The sequence below is a fragment of the Kribbella sp. NPDC051587 genome (assembly GCF_044453945.1).
Classification (GTDB): Bacteria; Actinomycetota; Actinomycetes; order Propionibacteriales; family Kribbellaceae; genus Kribbella.
The window spans coordinates 636,715-652,082 of sequence record NZ_JBITDE010000002.1 but is presented as its reverse complement, the minus strand read 5'-3'; the positions used below and the strand labels follow the sequence as shown (position 1 = coordinate 652,082).

The window sequence follows — 15,368 nt, the reverse complement described above, 5'->3', positions numbered from 1 at the left end:
GGTCCGGACCAATAAATCAAAGAGCGCGCGCGAGATCAACGGCTCAGCAGTGGCGCGGAGGTGAATCTCAGAAGACAGTGAGCAAAAGCGGTCAAGACTGAGCCGGCCGCGGATCGGCAGGATCTAGGTATGGATCTGTTCGTGGCATTGGTGGACGTGGTCGGCGACAGCCTCGACGACCCGTCCGCTTCCGGGGCCGAACTGGCTCGGCGGTTACATCTGTCGCGGTTCCACTGCGACCGGATCGCGACAGCCGTGGCGGGCGAGACACCGATCGCTCTCCGACGGCGGTTGCTGCTGGAGCGGGCGGCGTACCAGCTGGCCGGTACCGATCGCGGCATTCTCGACATCGCGGTCGATGCCGGGTTCGGCTCGCACGAGGCGTTCACGCGGGCCTTCTCCCGGTCGTACGGGACGACGCCGAAACAGTGGCGCCGGCAGCCGACGCACCCGTTCTTCCTCGATGCCCCGAGCGGCGTCCATTTCCATCCACCGGCCGGCCTCCGCCTGCCGGCCCGACGAAAGGTCACCAGCATGGACATCGTCACCGGTCTCGCCGATCACCACGTGAGTCTGCTCGGCGAACTGATCGACCGCGCCCGCGACATCTCCCCCGAGGTCCTCGACGGCGCGATCCCCGCACCCGATCTGGACGAGCCGCCGATCACGCCGCGGCGAATGCTGGACCGCATGGTCTGGCAACTCGAGATGTGGCTGGCCGCCGTGGCCGCTGAACCGTTCGAGTTCCCGGAGAGCGGCCGCGCCGTCTCTCTCGGCCAGTTGCGCGATCGCTACGAGGTGGCCGGCCCACGGTTCCTCGACCTGGTCCGCCGGGTCAGCGCCGAGAACACCTTCGACGAAACCTTCGTCGACTCGACCTGCGCACCACCCACCGTGTCCAGCTACGGAAGCATGATCGCCCACGTGCTCACCTTCGCCGCAGTACGGCGGCTGCTGGTCGTCGACGCGTTCCAGAAGGCAGGCATGACCGATCTCGGGTACGGCGACCCCGCGCCGTTCCTCGCCAGGTCCTGATCTGCTGGAGTGCGGTCTAGGTCAAGACGACGCCGATGCCGGTGAGCGCGAGCTGGATGAGTGCCACCGGGACGAGGCCCTGCCAGGCGAGCTTTTGGAGCTGGTCGGCGCGCATGCGGGGGAACGAGACGCGGACCCAGATCACGACGAAGGCGACTACGGCGGTCTTCAGGATGGTCCAGATCCAGCCGATCGAGTCGGGACCGGGACCGGACCAGGCGCCGAGGAACAGGACGGCGGTTAACGCGGAGAGGATGACGATTCCGGCGTACTCGGCGAGCAGGAAGAGGGCGAAGCGGAGGCCGGTGTACTCGGTGTAGGGGCCGAAGATGACCTCGGAGTCGGCGACCGGCATGTCGAAGGGCGGGCGCTGCAGCTCGGCGAGGCCGGCGATGAAGAAGACGACCAGGCCGGGGAGCTGCCAGAGCAACCACCAGGGGTTCCAGGCGTCGGCGATCCCGGTCAGGCTGAGCGAGCCGGCGGCGACCGCGACGCTGGCCGCGGACAGCACGAACGGGAGCTCGTAGCTCATCAGCTGCGCCGCGACCCGCAGGCCGCCGAGCAGGCTGTACTTGTTGCCGCTGGCCCAGCCGGCCATCAGCGAACCGAGCACGCCGACGCTCATCACCGCGAGCACGAAGAACAGCCCGGAGTCGAGGTCCGCGCCGACGATGCCGGGCGCGATCGGGATCGCGGCCAGCGCGGCCATGTACGGCAGGATCGCGACGAACGGCGCCCACTCGAAGATCCGCCGATCCGCCGCGGCCGGTACGACGCTCTCCTTCTGGACGAACTTCACCCCGTCGGCGACCAGTTGCGCCCAGCCGTGAAACCCGCCGGCGTACATCGGGCCGAGCCGTGACTGCATGTGCGCCATCACCTTGTGCTCGGCCTGACCGACCACCAGCGGCGCCACCAGGAAGGCGACGATCACGCCGACCACCCGCACCACGAACTCCAGCATGACCGTCACCCTATCGACTCCTGCTCGACCTGACCCACCGTCGAGGTCGAGCGATGCAACCTTCCCGGCGGACCACCCCGTAGATCAGGTCGTGAATCAGCTCAAACGAATCGCCGGCGGTCTCGCCCTCGCCACCGCCCTGGCCGCGCCGGTACCAGCGGCGGTCGCCAAGACAGTGCCCGCTGCGCCGACCGCGCGCTCGCTCACGTCCGTCACGTTGATCACCGGCGACCGGGTGAGCGTGGGCGACGGCAAGGGCGCACCGGTGATCAGCCCGGGTCCCGGTCGGCGCAACCTCACCTTCAGCAGTACCAGAGTGAATGGCCGGCTGACGGTCATCCCCTCGGACGTGCGCGCGCTGGTCGGCTCCGGACGACTCGACCGGCGGCTCTTCGACGTGACCGGCCTGATCGACTCCGGGTACGACGACGCGCACACCAAGGTGATCCCGATCCTGGTCACGCAGTCCCAGGCGCAGGCGCGCTCGGCACCGACCGGGCTGAGCATCAGCCGCCGGCTGCCAGTGGTGAACGCGACCGCGGGCACGGTCGCCAAGGGTTCCAACTTCCTGACGACCGCCGGGAACGGCTTCCGGAAGATCTGGCTGGACGGGAAGCGCAAGCCGCTGCTCGACCACTCGGTCCCGCAGATCGGCGCCCCGGCCGCCTGGCAAGCGGGCTACACCGGCAAGGGCGTCCGGGTCGCGGTGCTGGACAGCGGCGTCGACGCGACCCATCCGGACCTGGCCTCGCGGGTCAAAGGGGTGAAGAACTTCGCCGACACGCTGCCCGGTGACCAGCTCGGCCACGGCACCCACGTCGCTTCGATCGTCGCCGGTACCGGCGCGGCCTCCGGCGGCAAGTACCGCGGGGTCGCGCCCGACGCCGACCTGTACGACGGCAAGGTGTGCACGGACATCGGCTGTTCGGACTCGATGATGCTGGCCGGTCTGCAGTGGGCCGCGACCGAGGTGCACGCGCAGGTCGTGAACATCAGCATCGGTACGCCGGACACCCCCGAGGTCGACCCGGTCGAGGAGGCGATCAACACCTTGACCGCCCAGACCGGCACCTTGTTCGTGGTCAGCGCCGGCAACCTCGGCGAGCACGGCACCCAGACCCTCACCTCCCCCGGTACGGCGGCTGCCGCGTTGACCGTCGGCGCGGTGGACCGCGATGACCAACTGGCCGACTTCTCCAGCCAGGGACCCGGGTGGGGTACCGCCGAGCTCAAGCCCGACGTCACCGCGCCGGGCGTCGACATCGTCGCCGCCCGCTCGGGGCAGTCCCCTGGCGACGGCGACTACGTCGCGAAGGCCGGTACGTCGATGGCCGCGCCGCACACCGCAGGCGCAGCGGCCCTGCTGGCTCAGCAGCACCCGGACTGGCACGCGGCCGAGCTGAAGAGCGCGCTGATGTCGTCGGCGATACCCACGGCCGGCCTGGACCTGTTCAAGCAGGGCACCGGCCGGATCGACGTCGCGCACGCGATCACGCAGACCGTCACCGCCGACCAGTCCAGCCTGTCGCTCGGCAACGCCAGCTGGCCGCACAGCGACGATGCTCCAGTCGTCAAAGACATCACCTACCGGAACAGCAGCAGCGCCCCGGTCACTCTGGCGCTCACCACCGAGCTGACCGGACCGACCGGAGCCCCGGCCCCCGCGCAGGCGCTGACATTGAGCACCAGCCAGGTGGCCGTCGCCGCAGGCGGTACCGCGACGGTCAAGGCCACCTCCTCGACCAACCACAGCGGTCCCGACGGCCGGTACGTCGGTCTGATCGTGGCGAAGGCAGTGGACGGTACGGCGGTCCGGATCCCGCTCACGGTGACGAAGGATCCCGAGATGTACGACCTGACCGTGAAGGCGATCGGGCCGGACGGAGCACCGGCTGCCGAGGCGAGTCTGTCGCTGTTCTCGATCGACCGTCCGGAAGCGGACTTCGACTACGGCCAGGACGGTGTTTTCAAGCGCCGGGTCCTGCGTGGCGACTATGCCGCCGACACCCAGTTCCTCGCAGGCGATGCCCAGTACGCGCTGGCGCAGCCGATGATCCAGGTCACGAAGGACACCACCGTCGTACTGGATGCACGCGACGCACGGAAGGTGGCGGTCGAGCTGCCGCGGGCCGATGCGCGGACGGCGTACCAGTCTCTCGACTACCTGCGGACGTCGGCGGACGGGACGCGCTCGTTCGCGGAGTACCTGGCATCGATGGGCCCGAAGACGCTGTACACCCTTGGCCAGGGACCGAGTTTGCCGGCGGATCAGTTGAAGACCTTTGTCTACTCGCAGTCGGGTGTCCCGGGGCCGGACGGCGACTTCCGCGATACGCCGTACCTGTACAACCTGGCCGATCGGGTCGACGGGGTCATTCCGACCGGGTACCGGCGGACGGTCCGCGATCGGCAGCTGGCGACTGTTGCCACGAGCATCAATCGCGGGGCCGGTACGGCGGTCCAGCTGACCACGACGGGACGCCTTGACGGGTATGAGTTCCCACTGGTGCCGATCGTGTTCACGACCCCGGCGACGATCGTCGAGCACCTCGAACCGGCGCCGGTGAGCTGGTCCCAGACGGTCACGGAGACGCGCCCCACGCCCGACGGTTTCGATCAGGTGGTCAGCGTGCTGGCAGGTGAGCCGGCGTCGTACCGGTCCGGGTCGACGACGCAGCATCGGTGGAACGCGGTCGCGTACGGACCTGCGCAGGCGACGGCTACCCGGCAGAACGGGAAGCTGACGATCGCGATGGCGACGACGTCCGATGCCGACGGGCATCCTGGTGACACGCTCGTCGACACGTCGAGCAGCCGGTTGCTTCGCGACGGTGCGGTGATCGCGTCGAGCGATCAGTACGGCGCGCTCGAGGCAGACGTGGCGCCGGGGACGGTGCGCTACGAGACGTCGATGACTCGTCCGTCGGTCGCGCCTTGGTCCGATCGGGTCGACTACGCGGCGACGTTCTCGTCGGGTGCCGATGGGAAGGTGAACCTGCCGACGGTGGGCTATCGGCCGGCTGTCGACAGCCAGAACCTTGCGAAGCGGACGGCTGTCAGCACACTGCCGCTCGTGGTCGCTGCCGAGGTGAAGAGCGTGCAGATCTCCGGTGACGGCGGTGCCACTTGGCGAGCCGCGACTGTGGTCAAGGCACGCGGTGGCTATCAGGCGACCTTCCCGACACCGGCCGGCGCGCGGACGATCTCGGTGCGGACCACCGTCGTCGACACGGCCGGCACGAAGGCGGAGCAGACGACGTACAACGCCTACGGCTACTCCAACGGGAGCTGAAGCCAGGCGCCGATTTCGTGGCGGCCGGCCTGGAGGGCTGCGGTGCGGGCGCCTCGGTTGGCGGCGTGGATGGTGCCGATGAGGACGTGGGTGGGTTCGGGCAGGGACTGTGCCAGGAGGCGACTGAGGTGGCGGCCGTAGCCGTTGCCTCGGTGCTTCTTGCTGAGGATGATCTCGCGGACCACGTAGGCGGGGAGGCCTAGCGCGTCCTCAGGCTTGACGATGGCCGCTGCGTAGCCGGCCCACTCGTCGTGAACGATGACGTCGAACAGCAGCCCTTCCCCGGCTGCCTCCTGCAGGTCCTCGCGGTCCTGGATGGTCGACTCCTCGACGTGATGCGGGTGGTCGGCGTCGACATCGTCGTACGCCTGCTTGGCCTCGTCGTAGTGGTCGGCGATCGTCGCCTGCCGCAGCTCGAGACCAGCCGGTACGCCGGTCGGCCGGAGCTCGTGGATCGGGGCGGCGAGGAAGCGGCGGTCGGGCTCGGTGCCGGGGAGTTCCGGGTCGGAGCTCCAGAGGCGGAGGTAGCGCGGGTGGTGCATGCCGTAGATCTCGAGTGCCGTCGCTTTGAGCGCTGCGAGGTCTTCGGGTTGTGGGGAGCGCGTCATCGCCGTCGCGTCCACGAAGGGCTTGGTCGCGTCCCCGCCCTGGAACCGCATGCTGAACATGGCTTGGAGCTCGCCCGCCGGAAGCCAGTGGTTGAGCATCGACTCGGTCGGTTTGCCCGGCGCGAACCGCTCGGCCCGCAACGCGGCGATCTCGTGCGAGTTCGCGAGCAGGACATCGGGGTCCTCGTGCATCTCGGTCAGCAACCGCAACCGCGTCTCGTCGTCCACCCAGGTACGCGTCAGCGGATGCTGTCGCTCCAGCGTGAAGGTCGCAAGCTCAACCGCGGTAATGGTCATGCAGACGAATCCTCAGCCCCGGGAGGGTCAGCCGGCTCAGCCGGTGGCGGCGTGGGTTCAGCCGGTACGGCGGGGGCCGGCGCGGGCTCGGCTTGCTTTCTGGTACGGCGTTCGCCGGGCGCGCCTCGGCGTGGTCGGGCCGGGGCTGCGGCGGCTTGGGCGGGCGCGAGTGGGTCTGGGTCCGGCGAGCCTGGTGGGCGTGGGCCCCACGACTCCGCATCGGGGACGCCGGGCGGGAGGGTACGACGACGGCTCGGAGCGCCGGCGGTGTCGGACTCGCCTGGCTCCTTCGCACCGGGCCAGGGCTTGGCCACGCGGGCGGCGAGGATGAACTCCTTGCGGAGCGGGTTTCCTTCGAAGCCGTCCGGCAGCAGCAGCGGGACCAGGTTCGGGTGGTCGTCGAACGTGATGCCGAACATCTCGAACGTCTCGCGCTCGTGCCAGTTCGCCCCGGCGTACAGGTCGGACAGCGTAGGAAGCTGCGGCTTGTCGCGCGGAATCAGCGTGCGAACCAGCACGTGGTCGACGTGCGCACCACCCCAGAAGTCAGCCAGGTGCGTCACGACCCGGAAGCCGTCGGTCAGCTCGTCCGACGCAGACAGGAAGTCGAAGAACGTGAAGCCGACCCCGTCCCGCAGTACTTCATGCGCGGCGACCCAAGCAGCAGCCGGTACGTCGATGGCCGTGGGACCGAAGCTGTCCGCGGCGACCGCTTCGATCCCGGCGGCGGTCAGCGCTTCGAGAGCATCGCTCATTCGGGGAGCACCAGGTCGCGGGTGAGGGCGGCGGCCGAGGGTTCGTCGTACCGGTCGGCCAGCTTCTCGCCGGCGATCTTCTCCTGCAGCTTGAGGATGCCCTGCAGCAGTGCCTCCGGGCGCGGCGGGCAGCCGGGGACGTAGACGTCGACCGGGATGATCTGGTCGACGCCCTTGGTCACGCAGTACGAGTCCCAGTACGGGCCGCCGGAGTTCGAGCAGGAGCCGAACGAGATCACGTACTTCGGCTCGGGCATCTGGTCGTAGAGCCGCTTGATGGCCGGCGCCATCTTGTCGGTGACCGTGCCGGAGACGACCATCAGGTCGGCCTGCCGCGGGCCGGGCGCGAACGGGATCACGCCGAGCCGGATGAAGTCGTGCCGTCCCATCGAGGCCGCGATGAACTCGATCGCGCAGCAGGCGAGTCCGAAGTTGAACACCCACAGGGAGTACTTCCGGCCCCAGTTCAGCAGGTACCGGACCGGCGTGGGCGCGAGCTTGGCCAGCGCACCAACGGCCGGGCGCACGGCCGGCAACGGCAGGTCGGTCTGGGACATGGACCTACCCTAGTCCGGCGATCTCTTCGGCGAGGATTTCCGGGTACTCCAGCGGCGCGTAGTGTCCGACCCCGTCGACCGTCCGGAGCCGGACGTCGCTGAAGAAGTCGTCGAGCCGGTCCGACCACGCCCGCGGGAACAGCGGGTCGAACTCCGGCCACAGCACGACCGTCGGCACGTTGATCCGCTCGTACGACGCCGGCGCCGTCTCGGCCGCGGACACGGCGACCGCCCCGGCACCACCGCGGTACCAGTTGAGCGAGGCGGTGAACGCGCCCGGGACCGAGTACACCTCGACCAGGTGATCCAGCTCGGGGACATAGCCCGGCCCGGACCAGTGCTGCCAGAAGTGGTTCAGGTACGACCGGACCGCGTCCGGCTTGCCGTCGATCAGCTCCTCGATCAGGGGCAGCCGGTGGAACGACTGGTACCAGAACTCCCGCTGCGCATGCTCGGAGAACACCCGCTTCCCAATGCCCGGCAGCGGCGGCGCAACCACCAGTCCGTCGATCAGCTCCGGGGTGGTCCGGGCGATCGCCTGCGCGACGCGGCTGCCCACGTCGTACCCGGCAAGCACCGGCCGATCGAGCCCGAGCTCCTCGATCAGCCCGACCACACTCCGCGCCTGGCCGACCGCGCCGTACTGGGTCGGATCGACGGCTGCCGGTGAGTCCACCACCGTCGGATCGATGCCGGCGACGTACGACCCGCCGAACCCGCGCAGGTCCGGCACGACGACCTCGAATCCACGCTCGACCAGGATCGGCGCGAGCACGCGGTAGTCGGTGCGGTCGCCCGGCCAGCCGTGCAGCAGGACCACCGCCGGGCCTTCGCCGGACCGGTCGTACTCGAGCTCGAATCCGTCCACCGCTGCGCTTCGCATACGCCCCATTCTGATCTACCGTGATTGAACAGGACTGAACAGGTTCCCTCGCGCGGAGCGCGCCAGTCGGAGAGCGGTAGGAGATGGCATGTCCGAGCAGGTGGAGTCCCGCGGTTTCACCGTGGAGAGCAACGGGCTGAACGTGATCGCCGACGCCGACCGGAAGGGCCGGCCGAGCCAGCTGTTCTGGCCGTGGTTCGGCGCGAACGTGTCGGTGCTCGGGCTCAGCTACGGCGCCTTCGCGCTCGGGTTCGGCATCTCGTTCTGGCAGGCCGTCGTGGCCGGCGCGATCGGGATCGCGTTCTCGTTCCTGCTCTGCGGGCTGATCGCCCTGGCCGGCAAACGCGGTTCGGCCCCGACGCTGGTGCTCAGCCGCGCGGCCTTCGGGGTCCGGGGCAACAAACTCCCGTCACTCGTCTCCTGGGTGCTGACGGTCGGCTGGGAGACCGTGCTGACGATCCTCGCGACCCTCGCCACCGCGACCGTGTTCGAGCGCCTCGGCTGGGGCGGCGGCGCCGTGACCAAGGTGATCGCGCTGCTCGTGGTCGGCGTACTGATCGTCGCCTGCGGGGTGCTCGGCTTCGACCTGATCATGCGCGCCCAGACGATCATCACCGTGGTCACCGGCGTCCTCACGGTCGTCTACATCGCACTGGTCGCGGACAAGATCCACTGGAGCACCGTCGCCGCCATCCCGCACGGATCGACCCAGCAACTGATCGGCGCCCTCGTCTTCGTGATGACCGGCTTCGGGCTCGGCTGGGTGAACGCGGCCGCCGACTACTCGCGCTACCTGCCGCGCGGCTCGTCGAGCAGGGGTGTGGTCGGCTGGACGACCTTCGGTGGTTCGGTGGCGCCCGTCGTACTGCTGCTGTTCGGTCTCCTGCTGGCCGGTTCCTCCGCGGACCTCAGCAGGGCGATCGGTGCCGACCCGATCGGTGCGCTGGCCGCCGCGTTGCCGACGTGGTTCCTGGTCCCGTTCGTGATCGTCGCCGTCCTCGGCCTGGTCGGCGGTGCCGTCCTCGACATCTACTCGTCCGGGCTTGCGCTGCTGTCGATCGGGCTCCCGGCCCCGCGGTACGTCGCCGCCCTCATCGACGGCGTGGTGATGATCGCCGGGACGATCTACGTGGTGTTCTTCGGCACCGAGTTCTTCGGGCAGTTCCAGGGCTTCCTGATCACGCTCGGCGTCCCGATCGCGGCCTGGTGCGGGATCATGCTGGCCGACATCGCCACCCGCCGCCGCGACTACACCGAGCGCGACCTCTACGACAGCACCGGCCGGTACGGCGACATCCGCTGGCTGCCGGTCATCACCATGATCGTTGCCACCGGCATCGGTTGGGGCCTGGTCGTCAACACCTACGCCTCCTGGCTGAGCTGGCAGGGCTACCTACTGCACCCCCTCGGCCTCGGCGCCAAGGACGGCGCCTGGGCCTACGCCAACCTCGGCGTGCTCGTCGCCCTGGTCCTCGGCTTCGTCGTCCAACGACTCGCCGGCGCCAAAGCCGTCCGCCACCAAGAGGCCCTCGCCTAAATGCCAGAGGGGCTCAAACACGAGCGAGTCGCGGCCGTCCTCACCAGAGAGATCAAAGCCGGGCTGGTACGACGTGGCGCCCGCCTGCCCGGTGAGGTCGAACTCGCCCGCCGTTTCGCGGTCAGCCGCAACACCGTTCGCGCGGCCCTGTCCCAGCTGATCGCGGACGGCCTGATCACCACCCGCTCCGGTAAAGGCTCGTTCGTCATCTTCGACGGCCGTCCCCTCGACGGCCGCCTCGGCTGGACCCACTCCCCCGCCGACCCGGACCTCGAGGTCGAGCTCCGCACCCTCCGCATCGCCCACGAACAAACCGCCCACCGGACGGACCGGAGCGAGAAACTGATCGTGATCGAGCGACTGCAGGTTGCAGCCAACAAACCGATTGCCTGGGAACGCAGCTGGATCCCCGCCCTCGACAGCCTGCGCGACCTGCCGAAACGCGGCCTCGTGAACGACTCGATCGCCCTCACTCTGACCCGCGCCGGCCTCCACCCGGACCACTGCCGCCAACGCCTCCACGGCCGTGCACTCGACCCCACCGAGGCCAAGCTGCTCAAGCGTCGTACCGGCTCCTGGTTCCTGCATACCGAGCGCACCAGCTGGACCGCCGACGACCGCTTCGCCGAACACTCAGAGTGCCTCTTAGACCCCTCCTACTTCGAGCTCAGCTTGGACTACGGAACCTCCTGAGGCCGGCATAGGGAGTTGTGCCGATGTGGCCCTCCCCCTCAGACGAGCACTCTCTGGTCATGTCCTTCTACACGCCAGAAGCAATCCAGGCCGAGGCCCGGTACCGCCAGGAGAAGCTCCGGCGCTCGTACCAGCGCCCGCTCTGGTTCCAGCGCAAGCCGAAGACGCAGCGCCCTGAGCCCTGCGCCCCTGAACTCCGCGCCCGCCCCGCGATGTGACCTCCCCCTAAGCATCGTCCGGACTCCCTAGGAGGTCCTAGGGAGTCCGGATAGGGAGGAGTTCCGATGTGCGGGACCACCTCAGAAGAACAGAGTTAGTGATGTCGGCAGGAAGCCGACGACGACAAAGGAGAACGCGATGTACACGAACGAAACGGTCAAGGCCGAGGTCGCCTACCGCAGGGAGCGCCTCACCCGTGACTACCGGCAGCACCGCAGCACCGGAGCTCGCCGGACCCTCACCCACTTGTTCGGCCGGAAAGCCTGAAGGGAGGTACACCATGTTCATCACCCCGCAGATCGCTCAGGCAGAGACTGCCTACCGCCAGGAGCGCACCAAGCGTGAGTTCCGCAGGCTGACCCGCCGGACGCGTCCGGAGCAGGCCGTCAAGCCCGCTCCGCGGCACGCCCGCCGGTCCTTCACCACGGCCGCATGAGCGCCAAGGTCGCCGTCCCTGACCCGATAGTCCAGGTCAGGGACGGCTTTTTTGTTGCCGGTGGCGCTCATCGGACGGAATGCCGTCGATTTGTGTCGGCTCCAGGGGCGAAGATGGACGACGTGCCCTGGACCTCGACACCTCTCGTCGGCCGTTCGACCGAAATGGCCGCCCTGCTCAGCGCCGTCGACGACGCCAAAACGCGTCGCGCCGGTGCAGTTCTGCTGTCCGGTGACGCGGGCGTCGGCAAGACCCGGCTGCTGGACGAGGTGGCCACCGGTGCGCACGAGCGGGGCTTCGGCGTCCTTGTCGGGCACTGCACCGACTTCGGCGACGCCGGCCTGCCCTATCTGCCGTTCTCGGAGATCTTCGGCCGCCTGGCAGGCGACCGCCCGGACCTGGTCGAGAGCGTGCTCACCAACTTCCCGGCGATCGGCCGACTGCTCCCCACCCACCGCCTGATCGGCGCACAGCCCACCCCACAGGACGGTCCGCTCGATCGCGCAGCCTTGTTCGACGCCGTGCTCGGCGCCTTCACCGCGCTGTCGACCAGCGAACCGCTGCTGGTGATCGTCGAGGACGCGCACTGGGCCGACGACTCCACCCGGGACCTGATCGGTTTCCTGATCACCCGCCTCACTGCGCAGCGCCTCACCCTCGTGGTGTCGTACCGCAGCGACGACCTGCACCGCCGGCACCCGCTTCGTCGCCCGATCGCCGAGTGGTCGCGCAACCCGCGCGTCCGCCGGGTCAACCTGCTCCCCCTGGATGCGACCGAGTCCCGCTCACTGCTCGACTCCCTGCTCACCGAGCCGCTCCCGGAGAGCGACGTACGGCGGATTCTCGACCGCGCCGGAGGCAATGCGTTCTTCACCGAGGAACTGGTGGCCGCGTCCTCGATGGGCGACTCAGCCGCCGTACCGCCTGACCTGGCCGATCTGCTGCTCGTCCGGCTCGACCCACTGTCCGACGAGGCGCGTCAGGTCGCGCGGGTGATCGCCGTGGCCGGGCGCCGGGTTCCGCACACGCTGCTGACCACCGTTGCCGGGCTGCCGGACAGTCAGCTCGACCTCGCGCTGCGTGAGCTCATCGACGCGCACATCATCGACGTACCGGGCAATGCGAGCTACTACTTCCGCCATGCCCTGCTGGCCGAGGCCGTGTACGACGATCTGCTGCCGGGCGAGCGAGTTCGCCAGCACGCGGCGTATGTGCAGGCGCTCAAGGACCAGACCGTCGCGGGTACGGCGGCTGAGCTGGCGGGGCATGCCACCCGCTCGCATGATCTGGCGACCGCGTTCGAGGCTCGTGTCCGGGCCGGTGAGGAGGCGATCTCGGTCGCTGCACCGCAGGAGGCGTTGAAGCACTACGAGATGGCGCTGGAGCTGTTGCCGAACGCGGCTCCGGACAACACGATCGACAAGACCTGGCTGATCGCCGAGACCGCGATGGCGGCCACGCTGTCGTCGCAGCACCTGCGCGCACTCAAGCTGCTCCGCAAGGCGCTCGCCGATCTGCCGTCCGACGCACCAAAGGTCCAGCGGGCTCAGTTGTTGCTGCCACTGGCCGACATCGCGTTGGTGATCGACCAGGACCAGGAGGCCAACGAGGCGGCCACGCAGGCGCTCAAGCTGGTCGCCGACGAGCCGTCGACGGTCTTCAAGGCCCAGATCGCAACCCTGTACGCACGGGTGTCCGCAGGTCTCGGTCGTTCGATGGAGGCCGAGCGCTGGGCACACAAGGCGCTCGAGATCGCCCGGGAGGCCGGCGAGGAGTCGGCCGCGGGCGACGCCGGGATCACGCTCGCACAGCTTCGTCGCCGAGCCGGTGATCCGGCGACTGCCACCAGGCAGATGGAGGAGGCCGCCGTACGGGCCCAGCTGACGGGCGATGCCGCGGCCGAGGTGCGCAGCCGGTTCCTGCTCGGCTCGATCCAGTACGAGGAAGGAGATCTACAGGCCGCGAAGACCACCTTCGCCACCACTGGCCAGCGGGCCGGTGAGCTCGGGCGGCAATGGGCGGCGTACGGGTTCGATGCCCGGCGGATGCTCGGGCTCGTGCAGTTCATCCTCGGCGAGTGGGACGCGTCGACGGTCACCACCCGCGTCGATGCCGGTACGCCGATGGCGTCGTCGGCCGCATTGCGCGCGGTCGAGTTCAACGTGCGCAGTGGTCGTGGGGACGACGCCGTGGCCGAGGAGCTCGAGATGCTGCGGAAGTGGTGGGAGCTCGACATCATGACGCCGATCATCGGGCTCCAGCCCGCGGTCGACGCGTACCGGCGACTGGACCGGATCCCCGAGGCGCAGAAGCTGATCACGGATGTGTCGACCCTGTGCCAGGACATCTTCCAGACCGAGTGGTTCACCGGCCAGGTCCGCTTCTCGACGCTCGGGCTGCAGTTGCTCTGCCACCGCGCGGTCGGGGAGCCGTCCGCGGCCAAGGACCTGATCGAGCAGGGTGCCGAGCTGGTCGCGACCGGTCATGCGACCGCCGAGAAGGGCTTGCCGCCGGGGCGGCTGATGGGCGTCGAAGGCCTGTCGTGGCTGTCGCGGCTCGAGGCCGAGTGGGAGCGGCTGCGCTGGCTGACCGGGATCGACCCGCCGTCACCCGAGGAGCACGTCGCGGTGTGGCAGCGGACCATGGAGTCCTTCGGGTTTGGGAACGTCCACGAGCAGGCGTGGTCGCGGGCGCGGCTGTCCGACGCCTTGCGGGCGGCCGGTCGGGTCGCCGAGGCGAACGAGCAGGTCACGCTGGCGGCGGAGACGGCACGGCAGCTCGGGGCAAAGCCGTTGCTCGACGAGCTCGGTGGTGCCGAAGGACCGGGGCTGGGCGGTGGCGCACTGACCGCTCGGGAGACCGAGGTGCTGAAGCTGCTGGCCGAAGGCCGGACGAACCGGCAACTGGCTCGCGAGCTCTACATCAGCGAGAAGACGGTCAGCGTGCACGTGTCGAACATCCTCGGCAAGCTCGGCGTCCGCTCCCGCACCGAAGCCGCGGCCGTAGCCCGGCGGGACGGCCTGCTGGACTGAATCCCGCTAACGTCCGAAAACCCGCCGACCAGGTACTGCGTTCCTTCGGACGTTGCGGAGCAAGCGGTTGACCCACGACGGACAGTTGCCTTCAACAAGCGACTGATCCAGCACGGACTGTTGCCTGGTCGAACGATTGACCTACGACACAGAGTGCACCGCCCACGATCGGCGCTGTGCGGGCCACCGATCATGAGCGGTGCTGGGCGGAGCCCGGTGTGGGGACCGGGACATTCCGGACTGGGGGGTCAGCCGTGCTTTCGATGCCGGGCTGAGTCGGGCGCGGGCCGGTGCGAGCGGCGATGTGCCAGCTCGTCGACGTGCGCGGCGGTCGCCGGACGCTCGACGTGCGTGATGTCGTCGAATACGTGCTGAGCGTGCCGCATCCGGGTGACGGCGAAGAGCAGCAGAGCGGCCGCGACGACGCCGATCGCCACCCACAGTTGCCAAATCATTGCCTCACCACCCTCTACCTCTGTGGTACCCCGGCGTAGTCACGATAACCACGAATCATCCGGTTTGGCGACAGCGTGGACGCATTCCGTGATGATCATCGTGATCATGCCCCAATCGTTGCCTGATGCAAATACATACGGTGATCGAGCAACAACAGAAGGCGCAGGGAAAGGTGACTTTCCGTCACCTCTGCCGCAACGAGACCGGCCGTACCACCAATACGGAGCGCGACCGAAAACGGTTCAGGTCCAGCGCAGGACGCCCTTGCGGTAGGCGTAGAGCAGCCCGACCGCGACGAAGGCGAGGAAGACGAACATCTCGATCAGCGTGGCGACGCCGAGCTTCGCGAAGACGGTCGCCCACGGGAACAGGTAGACCGCGTCGACGGCGAAGATCACGTACAGATAGGCGAACAGGTAGTACCTGATGTGGACCTGCGCCCAGCCCTCGCCGACCGGGTCGACGCCGGACTCGTACGTCGTGAGCTTGCCGGCCGTCGGGTACGTGACGGTCAGGGACTTGTTCAGCGCGAAGGCACCGATCAGTCCCAGCAGACCCAGGACGACGATCGCGGCGACAACGCCATAGCTCTCCGACACAGGTC

At 68.8% G+C, this 15,368-nt stretch carries 15 protein-coding genes; 8 read left to right on the top strand and 7 right to left on the bottom strand.

The features are described 5' to 3' along the window. Positions 1-129: 129 nt before the first annotated feature. The gene (locus ACIA49_RS09340) at positions 130-1,035 is read left to right on the top strand and encodes a helix-turn-helix domain-containing protein (RefSeq protein WP_396376639.1); all 906 of its coding nucleotides are present in this window, start codon (positions 130-132) and stop codon (positions 1,033-1,035) included. A 16-nt stretch (positions 1,036-1,051) separates the two neighbouring features. On the opposite strand, the gene ACIA49_RS09335 is transcribed toward ACIA49_RS09340, so the two are convergent. Next, on the bottom strand, positions 1,052-1,999 hold the full coding sequence (locus tag ACIA49_RS09335; RefSeq protein ID WP_396376638.1) for an NADH-quinone oxidoreductase subunit H: 948 nt from the start codon (positions 1,997-1,999) through the stop codon (positions 1,052-1,054). A 91-nt stretch (positions 2,000-2,090) separates the two neighbouring features. On the opposite strand from ACIA49_RS09335, the gene ACIA49_RS09330 reads away from it, so the two are divergent. Beyond that, a complete protein-coding gene (locus ACIA49_RS09330; RefSeq protein WP_396376637.1) occupies positions 2,091-5,291 on the top strand; it encodes a S8 family serine peptidase in 3,201 nt (1,066 codons plus the stop codon). Here the strand turns inward: ACIA49_RS09330 and ACIA49_RS09325 are convergent. From ACIA49_RS09325 to ACIA49_RS09310, 4 genes are read right to left on the bottom strand one after another with little or no spacing between them, the layout of a single operon-like run. Then, a complete protein-coding gene (locus tag ACIA49_RS09325) occupies positions 5,273-6,196 on the bottom strand; it encodes a GNAT family N-acetyltransferase (protein ID WP_396376636.1) in 924 nt (307 codons plus the stop codon). The two genes, ACIA49_RS09330 and ACIA49_RS09325, sit on opposite strands and share 19 nt — an antisense overlap. Beyond that, positions 6,193-6,951 carry an NADH-quinone oxidoreductase subunit C gene (locus ACIA49_RS09320; protein ID WP_396376635.1) on the bottom strand — a complete coding sequence of 253 codons (759 nt, stop codon included), beginning with the start codon at positions 6,949-6,951 and terminating at the stop codon, positions 6,193-6,195. The genes ACIA49_RS09325 and ACIA49_RS09320 overlap by 4 nt, the downstream gene beginning before the upstream one ends. After that, on the bottom strand, positions 6,948-7,508 hold the full coding sequence (locus ACIA49_RS09315; RefSeq protein ID WP_132177989.1) for an NADH-quinone oxidoreductase subunit B: 561 nt from the start codon (positions 7,506-7,508) through the stop codon (positions 6,948-6,950). Before ACIA49_RS09315 ends, ACIA49_RS09320 begins: the two co-directional genes overlap by 4 nt. Before the next feature lie 4 nt (positions 7,509-7,512). Further along, on the bottom strand, positions 7,513-8,391 hold the full coding sequence (locus ACIA49_RS09310) for an alpha/beta fold hydrolase (protein ID WP_396376634.1): 879 nt from the start codon (positions 8,389-8,391) through the stop codon (positions 7,513-7,515). A gap of 88 nt (positions 8,392-8,479) precedes the next feature. Between ACIA49_RS09310 and ACIA49_RS09305 the strand changes: the two genes are divergently transcribed. The 6 genes from ACIA49_RS09305 to ACIA49_RS09280 all read left to right on the top strand — a co-directional run bounded on the left by ACIA49_RS09305 (position 8,480) and on the right by ACIA49_RS09280 (position 14,308). After that, positions 8,480-9,928: a purine-cytosine permease family protein gene (locus ACIA49_RS09305; RefSeq protein ID WP_396376633.1), complete on the top strand. Its 1,449-nt coding sequence runs from the start codon at positions 8,480-8,482 to the stop codon at positions 9,926-9,928. Next, positions 9,929-10,621 (top strand): GntR family transcriptional regulator, encoded by a 693-nt coding sequence (locus ACIA49_RS09300; RefSeq protein WP_396376632.1) that lies wholly within the window; start codon positions 9,929-9,931, stop codon positions 10,619-10,621. 59 nt (positions 10,622-10,680) lie between these two features. Further along, on the top strand, positions 10,681-10,839 hold the full coding sequence (locus tag ACIA49_RS09295) for a hypothetical protein (RefSeq protein ID WP_391541252.1): 159 nt from the start codon (positions 10,681-10,683) through the stop codon (positions 10,837-10,839). Positions 10,840-10,978: 139 nt separating this feature from the next. After that, positions 10,979-11,107, top strand: coding sequence for a hypothetical protein (locus ACIA49_RS09290; protein WP_391541251.1), 129 nt, complete (start codon positions 10,979-10,981; stop codon positions 11,105-11,107). Between the two features lie 13 nt (positions 11,108-11,120). Then, complete coding sequence (locus ACIA49_RS09285; RefSeq protein ID WP_396376631.1) at positions 11,121-11,276, top strand: hypothetical protein; 156 nt, start codon at positions 11,121-11,123, stop codon at positions 11,274-11,276. A 113-nt stretch (positions 11,277-11,389) separates the two neighbouring features. Next, positions 11,390-14,308, top strand: coding sequence for an AAA family ATPase (locus tag ACIA49_RS09280; protein ID WP_396376630.1), 2,919 nt, complete (start codon positions 11,390-11,392; stop codon positions 14,306-14,308). Between the two features lie 248 nt (positions 14,309-14,556). On the opposite strand, the gene ACIA49_RS09275 is transcribed toward ACIA49_RS09280, so the two are convergent. Then, complete coding sequence (locus ACIA49_RS09275) at positions 14,557-14,763, bottom strand: hypothetical protein (RefSeq protein WP_396376629.1); 207 nt, start codon at positions 14,761-14,763, stop codon at positions 14,557-14,559. A 243-nt stretch (positions 14,764-15,006) separates the two neighbouring features. Continuing rightward, on the bottom strand, positions 15,007-15,363 hold the full coding sequence (gene ndhC, locus ACIA49_RS09270) for an NADH-quinone oxidoreductase subunit A (protein ID WP_391541247.1): 357 nt from the start codon (positions 15,361-15,363) through the stop codon (positions 15,007-15,009). Between the last annotated feature and the right edge of the window lie 5 nt (positions 15,364-15,368).